At 70.7% G+C, this 20,385-nt stretch carries 23 protein-coding genes; 9 read left to right on the plus strand and 14 right to left on the minus strand.

Translation table 11 applies throughout. The features are described 5' to 3' along the window. Positions 1-168 precede the first annotated feature (168 nt). From AB0F03_RS14330 to AB0F03_RS14345, 4 genes are read left to right on the plus strand one after another with little or no spacing between them, the layout of a single operon-like run. The gene (locus AB0F03_RS14330; protein WP_361990550.1) at positions 169-969 is read left to right on the plus strand and encodes an ABC-2 family transporter protein; all 801 of its coding nucleotides are present in this window, start codon (positions 169-171) and stop codon (positions 967-969) included. Continuing rightward, positions 962-1,807, plus strand: a complete 846-nt coding sequence (locus AB0F03_RS14335; protein WP_361990553.1) for an ABC transporter permease — start codon at positions 962-964, stop codon at positions 1,805-1,807. Before AB0F03_RS14330 ends, AB0F03_RS14335 begins: the two co-directional genes overlap by 8 nt. Position 1,808: 1 nt before the next feature. Then, complete coding sequence (locus AB0F03_RS14340) at positions 1,809-2,771, plus strand: ABC transporter ATP-binding protein (RefSeq protein WP_361990556.1); 963 nt, start codon at positions 1,809-1,811, stop codon at positions 2,769-2,771. A gap of 9 nt (positions 2,772-2,780) precedes the next feature. Further along, on the plus strand, positions 2,781-3,572 hold the full coding sequence (locus tag AB0F03_RS14345; RefSeq protein WP_361990559.1) for a DUF1707 domain-containing protein: 792 nt from the start codon (positions 2,781-2,783) through the stop codon (positions 3,570-3,572). A gap of 44 nt (positions 3,573-3,616) precedes the next feature. Here AB0F03_RS14345 and AB0F03_RS14350 read toward each other — a convergent pair whose 3' ends face one another. The 3 genes from AB0F03_RS14350 to AB0F03_RS14360 all read right to left on the minus strand — a co-directional run bounded on the left by AB0F03_RS14350 (position 3,617) and on the right by AB0F03_RS14360 (position 5,425). Next, positions 3,617-4,024 carry a hypothetical protein gene (locus AB0F03_RS14350; RefSeq protein WP_361990562.1) on the minus strand — a complete coding sequence of 136 codons (408 nt, stop codon included), beginning with the start codon at positions 4,022-4,024 and terminating at the stop codon, positions 3,617-3,619. A 335-nt stretch (positions 4,025-4,359) separates the two neighbouring features. Continuing rightward, the gene (gene rph / locus AB0F03_RS14355; protein ID WP_361990565.1) at positions 4,360-5,097 is read right to left on the minus strand and encodes a ribonuclease PH; all 738 of its coding nucleotides are present in this window, start codon (positions 5,095-5,097) and stop codon (positions 4,360-4,362) included. A gap of 94 nt (positions 5,098-5,191) precedes the next feature. Continuing rightward, the gene (locus AB0F03_RS14360) at positions 5,192-5,425 is read right to left on the minus strand and encodes a PTS glucose/sucrose transporter subunit IIB (RefSeq protein ID WP_356823861.1); all 234 of its coding nucleotides are present in this window, start codon (positions 5,423-5,425) and stop codon (positions 5,192-5,194) included. A 186-nt stretch (positions 5,426-5,611) separates the two neighbouring features. Between AB0F03_RS14360 and AB0F03_RS14365 the strand changes: the two genes are divergently transcribed. Beyond that, positions 5,612-6,922, plus strand: a complete 1,311-nt coding sequence (locus AB0F03_RS14365; RefSeq protein WP_361990568.1) for a PTS transporter subunit EIIC — start codon at positions 5,612-5,614, stop codon at positions 6,920-6,922. Positions 6,923-7,102: 180 nt separating this feature from the next. Next, positions 7,103-8,371: a PTS transporter subunit EIIC gene (locus AB0F03_RS14370; RefSeq protein ID WP_361990571.1), complete on the plus strand. Its 1,269-nt coding sequence runs from the start codon at positions 7,103-7,105 to the stop codon at positions 8,369-8,371. A gap of 69 nt (positions 8,372-8,440) precedes the next feature. On the opposite strand, the gene AB0F03_RS14375 is transcribed toward AB0F03_RS14370, so the two are convergent. After that, positions 8,441-9,193, minus strand: coding sequence for an MBL fold metallo-hydrolase (locus AB0F03_RS14375; protein ID WP_361990574.1), 753 nt, complete (start codon positions 9,191-9,193; stop codon positions 8,441-8,443). 236 nt (positions 9,194-9,429) lie between these two features. On the opposite strand from AB0F03_RS14375, the gene AB0F03_RS14380 reads away from it, so the two are divergent. Continuing rightward, positions 9,430-9,888 carry a type II toxin-antitoxin system PemK/MazF family toxin gene (locus AB0F03_RS14380; protein WP_361990577.1) on the plus strand — a complete coding sequence of 153 codons (459 nt, stop codon included), beginning with the start codon at positions 9,430-9,432 and terminating at the stop codon, positions 9,886-9,888. Between the two features lie 9 nt (positions 9,889-9,897). Here AB0F03_RS14380 and AB0F03_RS14385 read toward each other — a convergent pair whose 3' ends face one another. The 8 genes from AB0F03_RS14385 to clpS form a co-directional block, all read right to left on the minus strand. Further along, complete coding sequence (locus AB0F03_RS14385) at positions 9,898-10,347, minus strand: hypothetical protein (RefSeq protein ID WP_361990579.1); 450 nt, start codon at positions 10,345-10,347, stop codon at positions 9,898-9,900. 70 nt (positions 10,348-10,417) lie between these two features. After that, complete coding sequence (locus tag AB0F03_RS14390) at positions 10,418-11,368, minus strand: cysteine synthase (protein WP_361990581.1); 951 nt, start codon at positions 11,366-11,368, stop codon at positions 10,418-10,420. A gap of 17 nt (positions 11,369-11,385) precedes the next feature. Then, a complete protein-coding gene (locus tag AB0F03_RS14395) occupies positions 11,386-11,664 on the minus strand; it encodes a MoaD/ThiS family protein (protein ID WP_356823868.1) in 279 nt (92 codons plus the stop codon). Positions 11,665-11,783: 119 nt separating this feature from the next. Beyond that, positions 11,784-11,879: a putative leader peptide gene (locus AB0F03_RS14400; protein WP_328363763.1), complete on the minus strand. Its 96-nt coding sequence runs from the start codon at positions 11,877-11,879 to the stop codon at positions 11,784-11,786. A 95-nt stretch (positions 11,880-11,974) separates the two neighbouring features. Further along, entirely contained in the window at positions 11,975-12,406 is a 432-nt protein-coding gene (locus AB0F03_RS14405; RefSeq protein WP_361990585.1) for a M67 family metallopeptidase, read from the minus strand. 155 nt (positions 12,407-12,561) lie between these two features. Further along, entirely contained in the window at positions 12,562-13,998 is a 1,437-nt protein-coding gene (locus tag AB0F03_RS14410) for an amino acid permease (RefSeq protein WP_361990588.1), read from the minus strand. A 327-nt stretch (positions 13,999-14,325) separates the two neighbouring features. Continuing rightward, on the minus strand, positions 14,326-14,931 hold the full coding sequence (locus tag AB0F03_RS14415; protein ID WP_361990590.1) for a DUF2017 domain-containing protein: 606 nt from the start codon (positions 14,929-14,931) through the stop codon (positions 14,326-14,328). Between the two features lie 13 nt (positions 14,932-14,944). Next, entirely contained in the window at positions 14,945-15,262 is a 318-nt protein-coding gene (gene clpS, locus AB0F03_RS14420) for an ATP-dependent Clp protease adapter ClpS (protein ID WP_301973997.1), read from the minus strand. 55 nt (positions 15,263-15,317) lie between these two features. Here clpS and AB0F03_RS14425 point away from each other — a divergent pair, with 55 nt between their 5' ends. Both AB0F03_RS14425 and AB0F03_RS14430 read left to right on the plus strand, forming a co-directional pair. Then, positions 15,318-16,664, plus strand: coding sequence for a nicotinate phosphoribosyltransferase (locus tag AB0F03_RS14425; protein WP_361990594.1), 1,347 nt, complete (start codon positions 15,318-15,320; stop codon positions 16,662-16,664). Positions 16,665-16,765: 101 nt separating this feature from the next. After that, a complete protein-coding gene (locus AB0F03_RS14430; RefSeq protein ID WP_361990597.1) occupies positions 16,766-17,353 on the plus strand; it encodes a nicotinamidase in 588 nt (195 codons plus the stop codon). Between the two features lie 13 nt (positions 17,354-17,366). Here AB0F03_RS14430 and AB0F03_RS14435 read toward each other — a convergent pair whose 3' ends face one another. Together AB0F03_RS14435 and AB0F03_RS14440 are read right to left on the minus strand one after the other, a co-directional pair. Further along, complete coding sequence (locus AB0F03_RS14435) at positions 17,367-17,693, minus strand: hypothetical protein (RefSeq protein WP_361990600.1); 327 nt, start codon at positions 17,691-17,693, stop codon at positions 17,367-17,369. Between the two features lie 121 nt (positions 17,694-17,814). Beyond that, positions 17,815-20,172 (minus strand): immune inhibitor A domain-containing protein, encoded by a 2,358-nt coding sequence (locus tag AB0F03_RS14440; RefSeq protein ID WP_361990602.1) that lies wholly within the window; start codon positions 20,170-20,172, stop codon positions 17,815-17,817. Between the last annotated feature and the right edge of the window lie 213 nt (positions 20,173-20,385).

Consider the following 20,385-nt stretch of genomic DNA (forward strand, 5'->3'; position numbering starts at 1 on the left):
CCTCGTACGCCTTACGCCTTCTGCGCCCCCTGTTTGAAGACTCTCGCACCTGGCGTTCCGTTCCCGGATTCCGGCACGCTTCCGGCCGGATAATGCGTGGCCGACCGCCGGGGCTCCGGACTAGGCTCCTGCGCTTCGGTGTCGAGCAGTCCGGGGAGGTCGACTGGCGTGGGTGCGGGACGGTTGTATGCGGCCGTCGCGGCAGGGGGCTTCAGACGGTACGCGACCTATCGGGCCGCCACTGCGGCAGGGGTGTTCACGAACACGGCCTTCGGGCTGATCCTCGTCTACACCTACCGCGCGCTGTGGGACCAGAAGCCGCACCTCGGCGGGTACGACCAGGCGCAGGTCGTCACCTATGTCTGGCTCGGCCAGGCGTTCTTGTCGACGCTCGCGATCGGGGGCGGCGGCGTCGAGGAGGAGTTGATCGAGCGCATCCGTACGGGGGACGTGGTGATCGACCTGTACCGGCCGGCCGACCTCCAGTTGTGGTGGCTGGCGGCCGACCTGGGCCGGGCGTTGTTCCAGCTGCTCGGCCGGGGGCTCGTGCCGTTCCTGTTCGGCGCGCTGTGCTTCCCGGTGTACCTGCCGTCCGACGCCGGCACCTGGGTGGCCTTCCTGGTCGCCGTGCTGCTGGCGATGCTGGTGGGTTTCGGCATCCGGTACCTGGTGGCGCTGAGCGCGTTCTGGCTGCTGGACGGCACCGGCGTGGGGCAGATGGCGTGGCTGCTGGGGTACTTCTGCTCCGGGATGCTGCTGCCGCTGAACGTGTTCCCGGGCGCGTTCGGCGAGGTCGTACGGGCGCTGCCGTGGTCCTCGCTGCTCCAGGCGCCGGCGGACATCCTGCTGGGGCACGGGGACCCGCTGCCCACCTATCTGTTCCAGGCGGCGTGGGCAGCGGTGCTGCTGGGCGCGGGGCGGCTGGTGCAGTCGGCGGCGACGCGCCGGGTGGTGGTGCAGGGTGGCTGAGGGGAGTCCGGCGGTGCCGGGGGCGCTGGAGCGCCTGGCCGCGTGGGTGCGGGCGTACCGGCTGGTGGCGGGGATGTGGGTGCGGTCGACGATGGCCTACCGCGCGTCGTTCGCCATGACCACCTTCGGGAACTTCGCGGCGACCTTCTTCGACTTCGTCACGATCATGCTGATGTTCTCCCGGGTGGACACGCTGGGCGGTTACTCGCTGCCCGAGGTGGCGTTCCTGTACGGGCTGTCCGGGACCTCGTTCGGGCTGGCGGATCTGGTGATCGGCTCGATGGACCGGCTGGGGCGGCGGGTGCGGGACGGCACGCTGGACACGCTGCTGGTGCGGCCGGCGCCGGTGCTGGCGCAGGTGGCGGCCGACCGGTTCGCGCTGCGCCGGCTGGGCCGGGTGACGCAGGGGGCGCTGGTGCTGGGCTGGTCGCTGACCCGCCTGGACATCGCGTGGACGGTGCCGAAGGTGCTGCTGATGCCGGTGATCGTGGTGAGCGGCTTCGGGATCTTCGCCGCGGTGTTCGTGGCGGGGGCGGCGTTCCAGTTCCTGGCGCAGGACGCCTCGGAGGTGCAGAACGCCTTCACCTACGGCGGTACGACGCTGTTGCAGTATCCGCCGTCGGTGTTCGCGAAGGAGCTGGTGCGCGGGGTGACGTTCGTGCTGCCGCTGGCCTTCGTCAACTGGCTGCCCGCGTGCTACGTGCTGGGGCGGCCGTATCCGCTGGACCTGCCGACGTGGACCGCGTTCACCTCGCCGCTGGTGGCGGTGGGGTGCTGTGCGCTGGCGGGGCTGGCCTGGCGGGCGGGACTGAGTTCGTATCGCGGCACAGGGAGTTAGCGTGAGTGAGTTCATCGCACTGGAGAAGGTCGAGAAGGTCTTCGAGGTGCGCCGCAAGGCCGGGTTCCTCAAGCGGGAGCGGCACGAGGTGCGGGCGGTGGACTCGATCTCGTTCACCGTGGGGCGCGGGGAGATGGTCGGGTACATCGGGCCGAACGGCGCGGGCAAGTCGACCACGATCAAGATGCTGACCGGCATCCTGACGCCGAGCGCGGGGCGGCTGCGGGTGGCCGGCATCGACCCGGCGCGGGAGCGGGCGCGGCTGGCGCACCGGATCGGGGTGGTGTTCGGGCAGCGGACCACGCTGTGGTGGGACCTGCCGCTGGCCGACTCCTACCGGCTGGCGCACCGCATGTACCGCATCCCGGACGCCCGTTACCGCCAGAACCTGGACCGGCTGGTGGAACTGCTGGATCTGGGAGCCCTGTTGGACGTGCCGGTGCGGCAGCTGTCGCTGGGGCAGCGGATGCGCGGGGACATCGCGGCGGCGCTGCTGCACGATCCGGAGGTGTTGTACCTGGACGAGCCGACGATCGGTCTGGACGTCGTGTCGAAGGCCAGGGTGCGGGAGTTCCTGCGGGAGGTGAACGCCGAGCGCGGTACGACGGTGCTGCTGACCACGCACGACCTCCAGGACATCGAGCAGTTGTGTTCGCGGGTGATGGTGATCGACCACGGGCGGCTGGTGTACGACGGCTCGCTCGACGGGCTGCACGAGGCCGGGGAGAGCGAGCGGACGCTGGTGGTGGACCTGGAGCGGGAACTGCCGCCGGTCGAGGTGGCGTCGGCGCGGGTGGTGCGGGTGGAGGGGCCGCGGCAGTGGCTGGCGTTCCCGGCGGGGCAGTCGGCGGCGCCCCTGGTGGCGGATCTGGCGGCCCGGTACCCGCTGGTGGATCTGTCGGTGCGGGAACCGGACATCGAGGCCGTCATCGCCAGGATGTACGCGGAGAGGGCCGTCTCGTAGGGTGTCGCCATGAGCGACGACGCAGCCCCGGACCTCCGCGCGTCCGACGCCGACCGTGAGCGAGTCGCCGAGATCCTGCGGGACGCCCTGGCCGAGGGACGGCTCGTCATGGAGGAGTTCGAGGAGCGGCTGGAGGCGGCCTACACCGCGCGGACGTACGGGGAGCTGGCACCGCTGACCCGCGATCTGCCCGGGGCCGGCACCGTGGCGCCGGCCCCGGTCTCCTTCACCAAGGCGCCGGTGGGAGACGGTCGTTGGGCGCAGCGGATCACCGGGGGGCCGGCGTCCTCGACGGCGGTCGCGATCCTGTCGGGGTTCGAGCGCAAGGGCCGCTGGACGATGCCGAAACGGTTCAGCTGCTTCGCGTTCATGGGCGGCGGCGTCATCGATCTCAGGGACGCGGACTTCGCGGACCGTGAGGTCGAGATCGTGTGCGTGGCGGTCATGGGCGGCCTCCAGATCGTCGTGCCGCCGGAGGTCGAGGTCGTCGTGCGCGGGATCGGTGTGATGGGCGCCTTCGAGCATCCGGCGGACGGCGGTCCGCCCGCGCCGGACGCCCCGCGGGTGGTCGTCGGCGGTTTCGCGTTCTGGGGCGGGGTCGGTGTGGAACGCAAGCTTTCGCGCGCGGAGCGGCAGCTGCTGAGGGAGCGGCGGCGCCGGGAGAAACTGGAGCGCAGGGAGTCCCGGCACGAGCTGCGGCACGCGCGCCGCGCCGAGCGGCACGAGCTGGGCCGGGCGCGCCGGGCCGGGCGCCGGGACGCACGGCCGGAGCGGGAGCGGTACCGCGGCGGGGAGCACTGAGGCGCCCCGCACCGACGCGGGCGCCCACGGCCCCCCTTACGCCGCTACGACGTGCAGACCTTGGTCAGTTCGCCGGCCGCGTCGGTGACGGGGCCGACGTCGGGGGTGTGGTCGCCGTCGCGGATGGCGGCGCGGACGTTGCCGATGGCCTGGTTCAGGTCGTCCACGGCCTTGTTCACGTCGGTGTCGTCCGTCTTGTCGCCGATCTTGCGCAGGCTCTTCTCGATGGAGTCGAGCGAGGCGTCGGTCCGGGAGGGGTCGTCGGCGGCGTTCTCCACGGCCTGCTGGAGGTCGGTGACGCTGTCGGCGATGGCGTCGGCGGACTGCACGCAGTCCAGGGCCTTGTTCACGGCGTCGCAGCCGGTGGTGAGGCCGGCGGTGAGCGCGGCGGCGGCCACGGCGGCGGCGATGGCGGTCACGCGGCGCCGGCGTGCGCGTCGGCTGGCGGCCATGATGGGGTCCCCTCCCTGGTACGGCTGGCCGGGCGCACGCCGATGGCACGCGCGCCCGTACTCACAGGGACGCCGCGGAGCCCCGCCGGGTTGCCACCGGCGTCCGGGGGTTCGAGGTCCCGCGCGGTGGACGGGCCGCACCCCCGACCGCGCCCTGACCGTCTCCCCGGGCGTGCCGGGCACCGACGGCCGCTGGAACGTCACCCGGTGACGGCGGCCCTCCATGCCCCCGGCGCCGGGGCCGAGCGGCTGGGAATGGATACCGTCCGGCCCCGGCGCCCGCCGGTGGCACCGCCCGTCCGGCGGCGTCCGCGCCCGCCGCCGGACGGAACCGCTCAGCTCTCCTGGGTCCGTGCCAGGGCGGCCTGCTGGAGTGTGGTCAGGTCGGCGCAGCCGGCGACGGCGAGGTCGAGCAGGGCGTCGAGTTCCGCGCGGGCGAAGGGCTGGGCCTCGGCGGTGCCCTGGACCTCGACGAAGCGGCCGTCGCCGGTGCAGACGACGTTCATGTCGGTCTCGGCGCGCACGTCCTCCTCGTAGCAGAGGTCGAGCAGCGGGACGCCGCCGACGATGCCGACGGAGACGGCGCTCACGGTGCCGGTGAGCGGCTGGCGGCCGGCCTTGACGAGCTTCCTGCCCTGGGCCCAGGCGACGGCGTCGGCCAGGGCGACGTAGGCGCCGGTGATGGCCGCCGTGCGCGTGCCGCCGTCGGCCTGGAGGACGTCGCAGTCGAGGACGACGGTGTTCTCGCCGAGCGCCTTGTAGTCGATGACGGCGCGCAGGGAGCGGCCGATGAGCCGGGAGATCTCGTGGGTGCGGCCGCCGATCCTGCCCTTGACGGACTCGCGGTCGCCGCGGGTGTTGGTGGCGCGGGGCAGCATGGCGTACTCCGCGGTGACCCAGCCCTCGCCGCTGCCCTTGCGCCAGCGCGGGACGCCTTCGGTGACGGAGGCGGTGCAGAGGACCCGGGTGTCACCGAAGGAGACGAGGACGGAGCCCTCGGCGTGCTTGCTCCATCCTCGCTGGATGGTCACCGGGCGGAGCTGTTCGGGGGTACGGCCGTCGATGCGAGACATGCCGACGAGCCTATCGGCACAGGCGGAAGGGGCTCCTCCCGTATCGGGAAGAGCCCCTCGGGGGTGAACCGGGTTCACCGGTGAGCCGGGGTGCTCACATCATGTCCTCGATCTCCGCGGCGAGCGGGTCGGCGTCGGTGCCGATGACGACCTGGATGGCGGTGCCCATCCGGACGACGCCGTGCGCACCGGCGGCCTTCAGGGCGGCCTCGTTGACGAGTTCGGGGTCGGACACCTCGGTGCGCAGCCGGGTGATGCAGCCCTCGATCTCCTCGATGTTGTCGATGCCGCCGAGCCCGGCAACGATCTTCTCAGCCTTGCTGGCCATGTTCCTTCTCCCTGATCCGAACCGCTTTGTCGCAGTAACCCACAGTTGGCCCATCTTCGCGAGCGGTCATGCCGTCCGTGCCGAATGATGGCGTTCACGACAGCGGAACCGTCCGCCGACTGGTCTACACCACCCTGGGGAAGGTCGCCAAACCGCCTCCCGGTCGGGCGCCCCGGAAAGGACGCCATGAGTGCCGAGAGCGCGGTGAGCCCCGCCCGGGTCCACGTCAACCGGCTGTTCCAGGGCCTCCAGAAGATGGGCCGCAGCCTTCAGCTGCCCATCGCGGTGCTGCCGGCCGCGGGCATCCTGAACCGGCTGGGCCAGCCCGACGTGTTCGGCGCCCAGGGCCTGGGCTGGACCGACGTCTCGAAGGTCATGAAGGGGGCGGGCGGCGCGCTGCTCGACGGCTCCCTCGGCCTGCCGCTGCTGTTCTGCGTGGGCGTCGCGATCGGCATGGCGAGGAAGTCGGACGGCTCCACGGCGCTGGCGGCGGTGGCCGGGTTCCTCGTCTACTACAACGTCCTGCACCAGTTCCCCCAGCGGTGCCCGGGCGGCTCCACGACGGTCCCGGACGTCGGCTGCCAGGTGAGCGTGGGGGCGGGCGTCGGCGCGGTGACGCCGTTCGCCTTCCAGAACCCCGGGGTGTTCGGCGGCATCGTGATGGGTCTGCTGACGGCCTTCTTCTGGGCCCGTTACCACCGCACGCGGCTGGTGGACTGGCTCGGCTTCTTCAACGGCCGCCGGCTCGTCCCCATCATCATGGCGTTCGCCGCGATCGTCTTCGCGGCCCTGTGCCTGTGGGTCTGGCCGCCGGTCGGCGACGCCCTGGAGAGCTTCGCGCACTGGCTGCGGGACCTGGGCGCGTGGGGCGCCGGCCTGTTCGGCCTGGCCAACCGGGCGCTGCTCGTCATCGGCCTGCACCAGTTCCTGAACGTGCCCGTCTGGTTCCAGTTCGGCACCTACACGCCACCGGGCGGCAAACCCGTGCACGGGGACATCAACATGTTCCTGGCGGGCGATCCGCACGCCGGCCAGTTCACCACGGGCTTCTTCCCGATCATGATGTTCGCGCTGCCGGCCGCCGCGCTGGCGATCACGCACTGCGCCCGGCCGGAGCGCCGCAAGGAGGTCGGCGGCCTGATGCTCTCGGTCGCGCTGACGTCGTTCGTGACGGGCATCACCGAACCCCTGGAGTACTCCTTCCTGTTCGTCGCGCCCGCGCTGTACGCCGTCCACGCGGTGCTCACCGGCGTCTCCCTGGGGGCGAGCTGGGCGCTCGGGGTGCACGACGGCTTCAGTTTCTCCGCGGGCCTGATCGACTACGTCATCAACTGGAACCTCGCGACGAAGCCGTGGGCGATCATCCCGATCGGCCTGGCCTTCGCGGCCGTGTACTACGCCGTCTTCCGGTTGGCGATCACGCGGTTCGACCTGCGGACGCCGGGACGGGAACCGGCCGAGGTGGCGGAGGAGATGGACCGCGACAACGTGCGGTGAGCGGGGCCGGGCGGCCGGTCGGACGAGTACGCGGTGTAGCGCCGCGACCGCGAAATCGTGGGTTCCTTATCCCGCGTTCATCGTGCTACAACAGGTCTACACCACTGAGTGGTGTAGACCAGAGACGCTGCCGTCCCCCTCCTCGGTTCCCGGGCGGCGCCCTGCCTACCGGAGGAAGTTGTGACCACGGCCAGCGCCGCTCCCGCGGCCGACCAGAAGAAAAAGGGCGCCGGTGTGATGGCCGTCCTCCAGCGTATCGGGCGCAGCCTGATGCTGCCGGTCGCCGTGCTGCCGGCCGCCGCCCTGCTGGTGCGCCTCGGCAACACCGACATGCTGGGACGACCGTCCTTCCCGGCCTTCCTGACCAAGATCGCGTCCTTCATGGCCGCCGGCGGCAACGCCATCCTCGACAACATGGCGCTGCTGTTCGCGGTGGGCATCGCCATCGGCTTCGCGAAGAAGTCGGACGGCTCGACCGCCCTCGCCGCGGTCACCGGTTACCTGGTCTTCAAGAACGTGCTCGGCACGTTCACCGACAAGAACCTGCCGAAGGTGGCCACCGTCGTCGACGGCAAGGTCGCCATGGTGGACGCCCCGGTGGACGCCAAGGTGCTCGGCGGCGTGGTGATGGGCATAGTCGTGGCCCTGCTGTACCAGCGCTTCTACCGCACCAAGCTGCCCGACTGGGCGGGCTTCTTCGGCGGCCGTCGTCTCGTCCCGATCCTGTCGGCCTTCGCCGGTCTCCTCCTCGGCATCGTCTTCGGCTACATCTGGCCGGTCCTCGGCACGGGCCTGCACAACTTCGGCGAGTGGCTGGTCGGCTCGGGCGCGGTGGGCGCGGGCATCTTCGGTGTCGCCAACCGTGCGCTGATCCCGATCGGCATGCACCACCTGCTGAACTCGTTCCCGTGGTTCCAGGCGGGCGAGTACCACGGCAAGAGCGGTGACATCGCGCGCTTCCTGGCCGGCGACCCGCACGCGGGCCAGTTCATGACCGGCTTCTTCCCGATCATGATGTTCGCCCTGCCGGCCGCCTGCCTGGCCATCGTCCACTGCGCCCGGCCCGAGCGCCGCAAGGTCGTCGGCGGCATGATGCTCTCGCTGGCGCTGACGTCCTTCGTCACCGGCGTCACCGAGCCCATCGAGTTCACCTTCATGTTCATCGCGCCGGTGCTGTACGCCATCCACGCGGTCCTCACCGGCCTCTCGCTGGGGCTGACCTGGGCGCTGGGCATGAAGGACGGCTTCGGCTTCTCGGCGGGCGTGGTCGACTTCGGCCTGAACCTGGGCATCGCCAGCAACCCGTGGGGCCTGGTCGTGGTCGGTCTGTGCTTCGCGGTCGTCTACTACGTGGTCTTCCGCTTCGCGATCACCCGGTTCGATCTGCCCACGCCGGGCCGCGAGTCGGACGAGGAACTGGCCGAACTCCAGAAGGCCGAGGGCAAGTAGCCCGGCCGGCCCGGACAGCGCGCGGGGCCCCGGAACCGGGACGGTTCCGGGGCCCCGCGCATGCCGGCTTCAGATGTCGTACGTCTGTCCCGGCGCCGCCAGCGCCACCGGCCCGGCGAACACCTCGCGGGCGTCCCGCAGGTTGACCAGGGGGTCGGTCCACGGCGGGATGTGGGTGAGCACCAGGCGGCGGGCGCCCGCGCGGGCCGCCGTCTCACCCGCCTCGCGGCCGTTGAGGTGCAGGTCGGGAATGCTCTCCTTGCCGTGCGTGAACGCGGCCTCGCACAGGAACAGGTCGGTGTCCCGGGCCAGCTCGTCCAGCGTCGCGGTGACGCCCGTGTCGCCGGAGTACGTCAGCGACGTACCGCCGTGCTCGACCCGGATGCCGTAGGCCTCCACGGGGTGGCGGACCCGCTCCGTGTGCACGGTGAACGGGCCGATGTCGAACGTGGACGGCTTGACCGTGTGGAAGTCGAAGACCTCGCTCATGGAGGAGGCGGAAGGGGTGTCCGCGTAGGCCGTGGTCAGCCGGTGCTCGGTGCCCTCGGGGCCGTAGACCGGGACGGGCCCGCACCGGCCGCCGTCATGGCGGTAGTAGCGCGCCACGAAGTAGGCGCACATGTCGATGCAGTGGTCGGCGTGCAGATGACTGAGGAAGATCGCGTCGAGGTCGTAGAGACCGCAGTGGCGCTGGAGCTCGCCGAGGGCGCCGTTGCCCATGTCGAGAAGCAGCCGGAAGCCGTCGGCCTCGAGGAGGTAGCTCGAACAGGCCGATTCCGCGGACGGGAACGACCCCGAGCTGCCGACGACGGTGAGCTTCATGAAGCAGAAACCTCCGCTGGCGGGAAACCGGTGGGCGGGACGGGAAGGCCGGTCAGGATGGGGGCTGACGGGGGTCGTGCGGTGCGTCGAGCGTAAGGCGCGCGAGCACGGGTCGCTCCTTCGCCAGGGGCCGTTGTGGGCGAACTCACCTGTGCTGTCACCGGTTCGGCTGGACCGGGGGCGGGGGATTCACCGGAGGGCGCGCAATGTGCGGCGCGCGCCGGTAACGTCGTCGTATGGACACGTCCTGGTGGCTGGCGCTCGCGGCGGTGGTACTGCTGGCGCTGGTCGCCACGCTCGTCGACGGCTGGGGCCGGGGCCGCCGGCCGGGCGGGCGCCGGCTGCGGCCCCCGGGCCGGGCGGGCACGCGGACGGCGCACGCGGCACGGCCCTCCCCCGGCGACATCTGGTGGGCGGACGTGCCCTACGAGGACCGGGCCGCGGTGAAGGACCGGCCCTGCCTGGTGCTGGCCGTGCGCGGCGACCGGGCCACGGTCGCGAAGATCACCAGCAAGTACCACGACGAGCGCAGCGGGGTGATCCCGCTGCCGCCGGGCGCGGTCGGCGACGCCCGGGGCCGGCCCAGCTTCCTGGAGACCGACGAGCTGCGCGAGGTCCCGGTGGGCCACTTCCGGCGCCGGGTGGGCGTGGTCGACCCGGTCCTGTGGGACCAGGTACGCCACCTCGCGGGCTGATCCGGCGGGCTAACCCACCCGCACGGTCACCGTCCACTCCTCGATGCCCTTGCAGGAGACCTGGTGCGGGGCGGTGGGTTCGGCGCACAGCGGGCGGGACGAGGTGAGCCGCACCGTGCCGGCGGCCACCGCCCGGTACGCGGCCGTCGCGTCACCCGGCCGCAGGACGAAGCCCGCGTCGATGCCCCGCAGTGCGGTACCGCTCGCGCTGACCGGCTTCCACGGGCGGGCCCGGGTGCCGTCCAGGGTGAGGCGGAGCTCACCGCCCCGGGCCACGCAGACGGTACGGCCGTGGTCGGCGGCCGTCAGCTCCGCGTGGCCGGTGCAGTTCCCCGCGGACCGGGTGGGAGACGGCGGCGCCGACGCCTTGCCGCCGCTCCCGGTGTCCGCCTGCCCGGAGCCGCAGCCCGCGAGGAGCAGCGCTGCCGCCGTGAGGGCGAGGGGCGTCGTACGGCGCATGGGGTCCGCCTTTCTGCCGGTGTCCGGTCCCTGGTACGGATGTGACGTACCACCGGCGCGGTCGGATCCCCTACGCCCAGAGCTGGCCCTGGAGCGTCTCGATGGCCTCCTGGGTGGTGGCCGCCGTGTAGACGCCGGTGGAGAGGTACTTCCAGCCGCCGTCGGCCACGACGAAGACGATGTCGGCGCTCTCGCCCGCCTGGACGGCCTTCCTGCCGACGCCGATCGCCGCGTGCAGGGCCGCGCCGGTGGAGACGCCCGCGAAGATGCCTTCCTGCTGGAGGAGTTCGCGGGTGCGGGTGACCGCGTCGGCGGAGCCGACCGAGAAGCGGGTGGTGAGCACGGAGGCGTCGTACAGCTCCGGGACGAAGCCCTCGTCGAGGTTCCGCAGCCCGTACACCAGGTCGTCGTAGCGGGGTTCGGCGGCGACGACCTTGACGTCCGGCTTGTGCTCGCGCAGGTAGCGGCCGACGCCCATGAGGGTGCCGGTGGTGCCGAGCCCGGCCACGAAGTGGGTGATCGAGGGGAGGTCGGCGAGGATCTCCGGGCCGGTCGTGGCGTAGTGGGCGCCCGCGTTGTCCGGGTTGCCGTACTGGTAGAGCATCACCCAGTCCGGGTGCTCGGCGGCCAGCTCCTTGGCCACGCGTACGGCGGTGTTGGAGCCACCGGCGGCCGGTGAGGGGATGATCTCGGCGCCCCACATACCGAGCAGCTCGCGGCGCTCCTGCGAGGTGTTCTCCGGCATCACGCACACCATGCGGTAGCCCTTGAGCTTGGCCGCCATGGCGAGGGAGATGCCGGTGTTGCCGGAGGTGGGCTCCAGGACGGTGCAGCCCGGGGTCAGCCGGCCGTCCTTCTCCGCCTGCTCGATCATGTGCAGGGCGGGACGGTCCTTGACCGAGCCGGTGGGGTTGCGGTCCTCCAGCTTGGCCCAGAGGCGGACCTCGGAGGACGGCGACAGCCGCGGCAGGCGCACCAGGGGGGTGTTGCCCACCGCGGCCAGCGGGGAGTCGTAACGCATCGCTGGTCAGCGGCCGATCAGCGCATGCCGCCGGCCACGGCCGGCAGGATCGTGACGTTGTCGCCGTCGGACAGCTTGGTGTTGATGCCGTCCAGGAAGCGGACGTCCTCGTCGTTGAGGTACACGTTGACGAAGCGGCGCAGCTGGTCGCCGTCCACGATGCGGGCCTGGATGCCCGCGTGCCGGGCCTCGAGGTCGGCGAACAGCTCGGCGAGAGTGTTCCCGCTGCCCTCCACCGCCTTCTGGCCGTCGGTGTACGTGCGGAGGATGGTGGGGATGCGGACCTCGATGGCCATGGCTCAGGGCTCCTGTCGGAAGGTGTCGGGTCGGTGGGCGCGCGGCGGCGCGGGGCGCACGGGTGGCGTACGCGGGTCTGGACGCCGCGGCTCACGGCCGTACGGCGGCAGGGCCGGCGTCAACAGATGGCGCTGGCGAGCCTGCACAGGTCGACGTGCAGCCGCGCCACGAGCAGCGTGCCCGGCGTCTTCTCGCTCACGTCGTGGAAAACCATGGGCTCATCGTATCGATTCCCGCGACGTTTCCCGGAGGGTGTTCCCATATCCCGGACGTGATTCGTTCACTTCGTGAGACGAGGCGCTTCCGGGGTCACGGGGAGGGGTACGCCTCGACCACCTTGACCTCCTCCTCGGTGACCTCACCGGCGAGGATGCGGAACGAGCGGAACTGGAACTCGCCGGCGCCGTCGGTGTCGGCCGTGGAGACCAGGACGTAGTGGGCGCCGGGCTCGTTGGCGTAGGAGATGTCCGTGCGGGAGGGGTAGGCCTCGGTCGCGGTGTGGGAGTGGTAGATGATCACCGGCTCCTCGTCGCGGTCGTCCAGTTGGCGGTAGAGCTTGAGCAGGTCCTGGGAGTCGAACTCGTAGAAGGTGGGCGAGCGGGCCGCGTTGAGCATCGGGACGAACCGCTCGGGGCGGCCGGAGCCCGCCGGGCCGGCGACCACGCCGCACGCCTCGTCGGGGTGGTCCTCGCGCGCGTGGGCGACGATGCGGTCGTACAGGGCCTGGGTGATGGTCAGCATGGGGGTCAGGATAAGCAGAGGGGCCGTCCCGTACCGGGGGTCGGTACGGGACGGCCCACATGCCGGACGTCCTGAGCGGCGGCCGCCGGGGGCGCCACGAGTGCTCCCGGCGGCCGGACGTCCCGGGGAGGTGTGCTCCGGGGTGCCTCGGGTCCTCAGCGCTTGCGGAAGGCCGCGGCCTCCGGGTTGCGGCGCTTGAGCACCAGGTAGGCGACGCCGAGGATCAGGGCCCACAGCGGCGCGCAGTACAGCGAGACCCGGGCGTCCTTGTCGATGCCCATCATGACGATCACCATGCCGATGAAGGCGAGCGCGAACCAGCTGGTGAACGGGGCGCCCGGCGCACGGAACTCCGAGCGGGGCAGTTCACCGCGGTCGGACTTGGCGCGGTAGCGGATCTGGCAGAACAGGATGACGATCCACGCCCACATGCCGGAGATGGTGGCGAAGGACACCACGTAGTCGAACGCCTTGCCCGGCCACTGGTAGTTGATCCACACGCCGACCAGCATCAGCGCGGCGGAGACCGACGTGCCGACGAGCGGGGTGCCGCTGGACGTCAGCCGGGTGAAGACCTTCGGGCCCTGGCTGTTGAGCGCGAGGTCGCGCAGCATGCGGCCGGTGGAGTACATGCCGGAGTTGCAGGAGGACAGCGCCGCGGTGAGCACGACGAAGTTCACGATGCCGGCGCCGGCGGCCAGGCCCATCTTCTGGAACGCGGCCACGAACGGGCTGACACCCGGGTGGAAGGCGGTCCACGGCACGACCGACAGGATCATGATCAGCGCGCCGACGTAGAAGACGGCGATGCGCCACGGCACGGTGTTGATCGCCTTGGGCAGCACGGTCTTGGGGTCCTTGGACTCGCCCGCGGTCACACCGACCAGCTCGACGGCGAGGAAGGCGAACATGACCATCTGGAGGGTCATCAGGGTGCTGCCGACGCCGTGCGGGAAGAAGCCGCCCTCGTTCCACAGGTGGCTGACGGAGGCGGTGTCACCGGCGTCGGAGAAGCCGATCGTGAGGATGCCGGCGCAGATCAGGATCATGCCGATGATGGCGGTGACCTTGACCATGGAGAACCAGAACTCCAGCTCACCGAAGAGCTTCACGGAGATCAGGTTGGCGCCGTACAGGACGACGGTGAAGATCAGCGCCGAGATCCACTGCGGGATGTTCCACCAGTACGTCATGTAGGCGGCGGCCGCGGTGACCTCGGTGATGCCCGTGACCACCCAGAACAGCCAGTACGTCCAGCCGGTGACGAAGCCGGCGAACGGACCGATGAACTCGCGCGCGTACTCCGAGAACGAACCCGACACCGGGCGGTACATCAGCAGCTCGCCGAGCGCCCGCATGATGAAGAAGATGACGAGGCCCGCGATGGCGTACGCCAGGATGAGGCTGGGGCCCGCCTTGGAGATGCCCTTGCCCGCGCCGAGGAACAGGCCGGTGCCGATGGCACCGCCGATGGCGATCATCTGGATCTGGCGGGAACCGAGCCCGCGCTGATACCCCTCGCCGCCCTCGTGATCCTCGGCCCGCACGGCCTCATTGCCGTCGCGATGCTGGTCGACCTGCGCTGAGGTCATGTGTGGTGCGCCTTTCTCCATGCCGATCCGGGCCTTTCGTCGGCCTCGGACCGGGTCTCGATCCCCCTGGATTTCTGGAGCTGTTGCCTGGCCGACGGTCGTCGGCTCGGTGGCGCACCCGGCCGAGACATGGGTGGTCTTCGCCGGGCGGTCGTGAAGATTTATCACGGCCGCAACACTGATCACAGGGGTGCGGTGTGGTGCATCACACAAGAAGAAGCGGACAAAAAGAGCCCGAACGCGTCAAAACCGGCCGCAACGGTGACGGGATCGTTATCCGGATTTGAGCGTCCTCTGAGCGAACGGTAACGGAGAGAAATGACCGGATTACGGCATAAGGGTCGTGACCAGGGTTTCCTGGAGACCGCCCAGCCACAGGTAGGCCAGCACCATCGGCTTGCGTGGGTCCTCCTCCGGGAGCCGGTAGAGCAGGTCGGTGTCGTCCTCGTCGGTGATCTCCAGGCGGGCGCCGATCGCCAGCCGGAGGTCGTTGAGGGCGCCGAGCCACTGCCGGGACTCCTGCGGGGACAGCTCGAGCACCGCCCCGCCCTCGTCCACCGGGGCGAGCGCGTCCAGGGTCCGGATCACCGTCAGCGCGCTCTCCCGCTTGCCGGCGCGCAGGTCGTTCTCGGTGAAGCGGCGGAACTCGGCGGAGTGCGCCTGCCGTTCCTCGGCGTCGGCCGGTGAGGCGGGGGCCTGTTCGGGATCGGTGTAGGCGTCCGGGAAGAGCCGGCGCAGCACCGGGTCCGCGGGCGGCTCGCTCGGCCCCTCGGCGAACAGCTCGGCGAGCGGGTCGTCGGGGGTGTCGGCACCGGGGCCGGGGCCGATCAGCTCAAGGAGCTGAACGGCCAGGGACCGGATGATGGAGATCTCGACGTCGTCGAGCGCGACGGCCGCGCCGCCGCCGGGGAGCGGTTCGAAGTGTCCGGACATATGTGGTCGGTCGCTACTTCCGGTCCTGCTGAAGGGTGGCCCACAGACCGTAACCGTGCATCGCCTGCACGTCGCGTTCCATCTCCTCGCGGCTCCCGCTGGAGACGACCGCCCGGCCCTTGTGGTGGACATCGAGCATGAGCTTGGTGGCCTTGTCCTTGGAGTAGCCGAAGTACGTCTGGAAGACGTACGTCACGTAGCTCATGAGGTTGACCGGGTCGTTGTGGACGATCGTGACCCAGGGGACGTCGGGCTCGGGTACGGCGAAGACCTCCTCCGCCGACTCGGTGCGTTCGGTCTCTACGGGCGCGGGTGACGTCACAGGGCCCATGCTGCCACGCGCGCGATAAATCGTCACACTGACGAGATGGGGGTACTATCTTGCCATGAACACAGCGGACCTTGGGCTGCCGGTGGATGTTCCCTCGACGGCACTCTTCACGGACCAGTACGAGTTGACCATGCTGCGGGCCGCGCTGAGGGCTGGCACCGCCGAACGGCGGAGCGTGTTCGAGGTCTTCACCCGGCGGCTGCCGGACGGGCGGCGCTACGGCGTGGTGGCCGGCACCGGGCGTGTCCTGGACGCGGTCGAGAACTTCCGCTTCGACGCCGGCGTGCTCGGCTTCCTGCGCGAGCAGGGGATCGTCGACGAAGAGACCCTGGAATGGCTGGCCGGCTACCGCTTCCGCGGCGACGTCTGGGGCTACCCCGAGGGCGAGGTCTACTTCCCGGGCTCGCCGATCATGCGCGTCGAGGGCAGCTTCGCCGAGTGCGTCCTGCTGGAGACCGTGATCCTCTCCATCCTCAACCACGACTCGGCGATCGCCGCGGCGGCCTCCCGCATGGCCTCCGCCGCCGGTGACCGCCCGCTGATCGAGATGGGCGCCCGGCGCACCCACGAGCTGGCCGCCGTGGCCGCCGCGCGGGCCGCGTACATCGGCGGCTTCACGACCACCTCCGATCTGGCCGCGGGCTTCCGCTACGGCATCCCGACCGTGGGCACCTCGGCCCACGCCTTCACTCTCCTGCACGACCGCGAACGCGACGCCTTCCAGGCGCAGGTCGACACCCTCGGCCGTGGCACGACCCTGCTGGTGGACACCTACGACGTCACCGAGGCCGTCCGTGCGGCGGTGGAGGTGGCCGGACCCGAGCTGGGCGCCGTCCGCATCGACTCCGGCGACCTGCTGCTGGTGGCCCACCGGGTGCGCCAGCAGCTGGACGAGCTGGGTGCGACCGGTACCAAGATCGTCGTGACCTCCGACCTGGACGAGTACGCCATCGCCTCGCTGGCCGCCGCGCCCGTGGACGCGTACGGCGTCGGCACCCAGCTGGTCACCGGCTCCGGGCACCCGACCGCGTCCATGGTCTACAAGCTGGTCGCCCGCGCCGAGACCGCCGACCCGAAGGCGCCGCTGGTGCCGGTCGCGAAGAAGTCCAGCGGCGGCAAGACCTCCATCGGCGGACGCAAGTGGGCCGCGCGCCGCACCGACGCGGAGGGCGTCCCGGAGGCCGAGGTCGTCGGCACCGGGCCGGTCCCGCCCGGACTGGCCGGCCGCGAGCTCCAGGTCCAGCTGGTCAAGGGCGGCGAGGTGATCGCCCGCGAGCCGCTGGACGTGCCGCGCGACCGCCACATCGCGGTCCGCGCGAAGCTGCCGCTGTCCGCCACCCAGCTGTCCCGGGGGGAACCCGTCCTTCCGACGGAGTACGTCCACGGGGGCTCGGGTAGCTAGGACGACACGGCCGGGAGCGGGAGCGCCGTCCGCCCCCTCCCGCACCGGCCGGTAAGTCCCTAGTCTCAGTCACCTGCCTCCTCACTCGAAGGACACCCGCCATGCGCCGCGCCCTGATCGTCGTAGACGTCCAGAACGACTTCTGCGAGGGAGGCAGCCTCGCGGTGTCCGGCGGTGCGGACGTGGCCGCCGCCGTCACCGAGCTGATCGGCCAGGCGGCGGGCACCGGATACCGCCATGTGATCGCCACCCGGGACCATCACATCGCGCCCGGCGGCCACTTCGCGGACGACCCCGACTACGTCCGCTCCTGGCCCGCGCACTGCGTCGCGGGCACGGAGGGTGTCGGCTTCCACCCGAACTTCGCCCCCGCCGTCGCCTCCGGCGCGGTGGACGCCGTGTTCGACAAGGGGGCGTACGCGGCGGCGTACAGCGGGTTCGAGGGGACCGACGAGAACGGGGTCGGGCTCGCCGACTGGCTGCGTTCCCGGGAGATCGACGAGGTGGACGTCGTCGGCATCGCCACGGACCACTGCGTGCGCGCCACCGCGCTGGACGCCGTGCGGGAGGGCTTCCGTACGCACGTGCTGCTGGACCTGACCGCGGGCGTCGCCGAGGAGACCACGGCGCGCGCCCTGCGGGAGCTGCGCGAGGCGGGCGTGGAGCTGACCGGCAAGCCCGCCGTCTGACCGGGCGGCGGGCTCAGGCGCGCGCGGCGGGCCGGCGCAGCAGGGCCCTGATCGGCTGCCACAGCTCCGTCACGGTGACACCGTTGTCCGCGGCCGTGCGCCATATCAGGCCGTCGGGATGGTGCAGCACCGCCGTGACCTCGTCCGGTGTGGGAGGCAGCGCGTTGCCCCGCAGGTACACCGCCCGCAGCCCCAGGTTGCGCAGCCGGGTCAGGGCCCGGGCCCGGTTCCGGGCGTGCACCAGGACCCGCACCCCGGCCGGCACTCCGGCAGGGCTCGGCAGGTTCAGTGCCACCACCACCGTGGCGTCCGGCAGCTTGCAGAAGCCTCCAGCGGCCATGCGGTCACATCCCCGTCCGGGTCGGTGTCAATAAGCGGTCCACAGGACGCACCTAAACACGACCGGCGGCAACCCGCCAGGGGGTTGCCGCCGATACGCCTGTGACCTGCGGTGATGTGGACTACTTCACCGCGGGGCCGACTTTGAGCTGGATCGTGGAGCCGTCCTTGGCCTCCTTGACGATCGCGATCTTGGTGTTGGTGTCAGTGATCTTGACGCCACCGGTGGGGTTCGAGGCGTCGTAGTAGGTGCCGGTGTGGTCGTTGAAGACCGGGACACCCTTCGACGCCTTGATCTTCAGGGCGACGTCGGCCTTGTGCAGGGTGATGCCGTCCGTGCCGTAGAGGCTGAACGGGGAGTCGTACGCCTGGACGCGGTTGCGCAGCAGCGTGCCGTCGGCCCACTTCAGCGCCTTCGGGTGCGAGTCGACCGGCAGGATCAGACCGGTGCCCGGGTGACCGTTGGTCTCGTTCGTGTTGTTGTCCGCCTGGGAGGTGTCCCACTTCCAGACCAGCAGGCCGTTCTGGTAGGGGTAGTGCTCCACCCAGTCGGGGCGCGACGCGAAGCCGAAGTTGTACGGGCCGCTCTTGAGCGTCTTGTCGTACGACACGTACTGGCGGTTCTCGGCGATGTAGTACTGGGCGTAGTTCTTGGTGAACGACGCGCCGACCCGGGAGAAGCCGGCCGCGGTCCAGCCGGCGTCCGCGGTCTCGGCGTTGTCCGAGAAGACCGGGGCGCCGTCGGCGGTCACGGTGATCTCGTCGGCCGTGAAGCCGTTCTCCGCGACACCGCCGTCGGTGGCGTAGCGGAAGCGCACGTCGATCTTCTTGCCCGCGTAGGCATCGAGCGGGAACGACAGCTTCTTGTGCGTCTGGGAGAAGCCGGTCAGCGCCGGCTTGCCGCTGGCGTCACGCGGGAGGGCCTGGCCGTCCGCCGTGCCGTCCAGGGCCGTCCAGTTGGCGCCGCCGTCCGTCGACACCTCGGTGTAGACGTAGTCGTAGCCCTCCTCGGTGGCCCACCAGCCGTCCAGGCTGAGGTTCGCCGACGACTTGCCGGTGAGGTCCACGGTCCGGGTCAGCGTGTTCTTCAGGTCGTTGCCGCTGCCGCTCCACCACTGGGTCGAGCCCTCGGCGGGCTGGGTGATCGTGGTGGTGACGGCCTTGTCCGGCAGGGACACCACGAGGGCCTGCTTGTCCCACGTGTTGTACTCGGCGGGGCCGAGCTTGTGTGTGGACTGCTTGCCCGCCTTGGCGCTGTCGTAGTTCAGCCAGCCCAGCTGGAGCTTGTCCCAGGCGTTCATGTCGCCGGGCAGGTCGCCGATGGACTCCTTGCCGGTGCCCAGCCAGGAGCCGGACGACATCAGGGTCCAGAAACCGGTGGAGTTGTCGCCGCCGGCGGTGTCGTACTCGTCCGGCAGACCGAGGTCGTGGCCGTACTCGTGGGCGTAGACGCCGAGGCCGCCGTTCTCCGGCTGGATGGTGTAGTCGCCGACCCAGATGCCGGTGTCGCCGACCTGCGTGCCGCCGAGCTTGTTGCTGGTGGGGCCGGTGGCGCCGGCGTCGGTGCCGAAGGCGTACCAGCGGTGCGCCCAGATGGCGTCCTTGCCCTGCGCGCCACCGCCCGCGGACTCGTCCTCACCGGCGTGCACGATCTGGAAGTGGTCGACGTAGCCGTCGGGCTCGTTGAAGTTGCCGTCGCCGTCGTAGTCGTAGCGGTCCCACTGGTCGTACTTGGCCAGGTCCGCCTTGATGTCGGCGTCGGACTTGCCCGCCTTCTTCTGCTGGGCGACCCAGGCCTTCAGACCGTCGCTGACGACGTTCCACACGCTCGGGCAGTTGGTCTGGCCGCACGCGTTGTTGCCGTAACGGGCCTCGTTGTAGGGGACCTTGACCCAGTCGGTGACCTCACCGGAGACCGAGTAGCGGCCCGAGGACTGCTTCTCGTAGTACTTCTTCAGCGACTCGGTCTTCTTGCCGGTGCCGAAGTAGAGGTCCCGGTAGTGCTTCTGGTCGTAGTCCTTCTGCCAGGCCGTGGAGTTGTCCTTCTTGCGGTCCGGCGCGGCTATCGTGTTGTGCAGCGGGCCCGCGGTGCCCCCGTACTTGGGGTCCGTCTGGTTCCCGAACTCCACGAGGATCGTGAAGATCTTGTCGGTCTTCTCGCGGCTCAGTTCGACGTACTTGCTCCGGCTCTTGCTGCTCTTGAGCTTGACGACCTTGGAGCCGTTACGGTCCTGCGCGGTGGCCTTGCCCGATATGAGCTGCTTCAAGGCCTCCTGGCGCTGGGCGTCCTGGGTCTTGCTCAGGGGGCCGTCCAGGTCGTGCTTCTGCTGCTTCACCGGAGCCGGGTCGTGCCGGTTGGCGGCCGCGGCCGGGCGCTGCGTGCCCGCCTCCGCGACGGCGAAGGTGGCGAACGTGGCGGAGGCCGCCGCGAGCGTCACGCCGATGGCGGCCGCTCTGAACGTCCAGGATCTGCTGGTCACTTGAGTTCCTCCCCCGCGCCGCGCGCACGGACAGGGGTTTCCAGGGCATGGAGGAATCCGTGCGCGCTCGATCAACGCGTGTATCAAGTGACGACATTTGACTAGAGGTTTGACGGAAAAGACAGACCTTGACTTGAGCAGAACAACTGCACTATGCGGAGGTGGCGTTCGCTTTACGGACACGTGTCGCCCCGGCGACCGGCGCAGGGAGCC

The sequence above is a fragment of the Streptomyces sp. NPDC028722 genome, assembly GCF_040637655.1.
Taxonomy (GTDB): Bacteria; Actinomycetota; Actinomycetes; order Streptomycetales; family Streptomycetaceae; genus Streptomyces.

Excerpts from the sequence above, each read along its gene's own strand:
- AB0F03_RS14365 (WP_361990568.1), top strand. The coding sequence starts at position 5,612 with ATGAGTGCCGAGAGCGCGGTGAGCCCCGCCCGGGTCCACGTCAACCGG.
- AB0F03_RS14405 (WP_361990585.1), bottom strand. The coding sequence starts at position 12,406 with ATGCTGACCATCACCCAGGCCCTGTACGACCGCATCGTCGCCCACGCG.
- AB0F03_RS14395 (WP_356823868.1), bottom strand. The coding sequence starts at position 11,664 with ATGGCCATCGAGGTCCGCATCCCCACCATCCTCCGCACGTACACCGAC.
- AB0F03_RS14435 (WP_361990600.1), bottom strand. The coding sequence starts at position 17,693 with ATGGCCGCTGGAGGCTTCTGCAAGCTGCCGGACGCCACGGTGGTGGTG.
- AB0F03_RS14430 (WP_361990597.1), top strand. The coding sequence starts at position 16,766 with ATGCGCCGCGCCCTGATCGTCGTAGACGTCCAGAACGACTTCTGCGAG.
- AB0F03_RS14385 (WP_361990579.1), bottom strand. The coding sequence starts at position 10,347 with ATGCGCCGTACGACGCCCCTCGCCCTCACGGCGGCAGCGCTGCTCCTC.
- AB0F03_RS14345 (WP_361990559.1), top strand. The coding sequence starts at position 2,781 with ATGAGCGACGACGCAGCCCCGGACCTCCGCGCGTCCGACGCCGACCGT.
- AB0F03_RS14375 (WP_361990574.1), bottom strand. The coding sequence starts at position 9,193 with ATGAAGCTCACCGTCGTCGGCAGCTCGGGGTCGTTCCCGTCCGCGGAA.
- AB0F03_RS14410 (WP_361990588.1), bottom strand. The coding sequence starts at position 13,998 with ATGACCTCAGCGCAGGTCGACCAGCATCGCGACGGCAATGAGGCCGTG.
- AB0F03_RS14415 (WP_361990590.1), bottom strand. The coding sequence starts at position 14,931 with ATGTCCGGACACTTCGAACCGCTCCCCGGCGGCGGCGCGGCCGTCGCG.
- clpS (WP_301973997.1), bottom strand. The coding sequence starts at position 15,262 with ATGGGCCCTGTGACGTCACCCGCGCCCGTAGAGACCGAACGCACCGAG.
- AB0F03_RS14400 (WP_328363763.1), bottom strand. The coding sequence starts at position 11,879 with ATGGTTTTCCACGACGTGAGCGAGAAGACGCCGGGCACGCTGCTCGTG.
- rph (WP_361990565.1), bottom strand. The coding sequence starts at position 5,097 with ATGTCTCGCATCGACGGCCGTACCCCCGAACAGCTCCGCCCGGTGACC.
- AB0F03_RS14425 (WP_361990594.1), top strand. The coding sequence starts at position 15,318 with ATGAACACAGCGGACCTTGGGCTGCCGGTGGATGTTCCCTCGACGGCA.
- AB0F03_RS14350 (WP_361990562.1), bottom strand. The coding sequence starts at position 4,024 with ATGGCCGCCAGCCGACGCGCACGCCGGCGCCGCGTGACCGCCATCGCC.
- AB0F03_RS14360 (WP_356823861.1), bottom strand. The coding sequence starts at position 5,425 with ATGGCCAGCAAGGCTGAGAAGATCGTTGCCGGGCTCGGCGGCATCGAC.
- AB0F03_RS14380 (WP_361990577.1), top strand. The coding sequence starts at position 9,430 with ATGGACACGTCCTGGTGGCTGGCGCTCGCGGCGGTGGTACTGCTGGCG.
- AB0F03_RS14390 (WP_361990581.1), bottom strand. The coding sequence starts at position 11,368 with ATGCGTTACGACTCCCCGCTGGCCGCGGTGGGCAACACCCCCCTGGTG.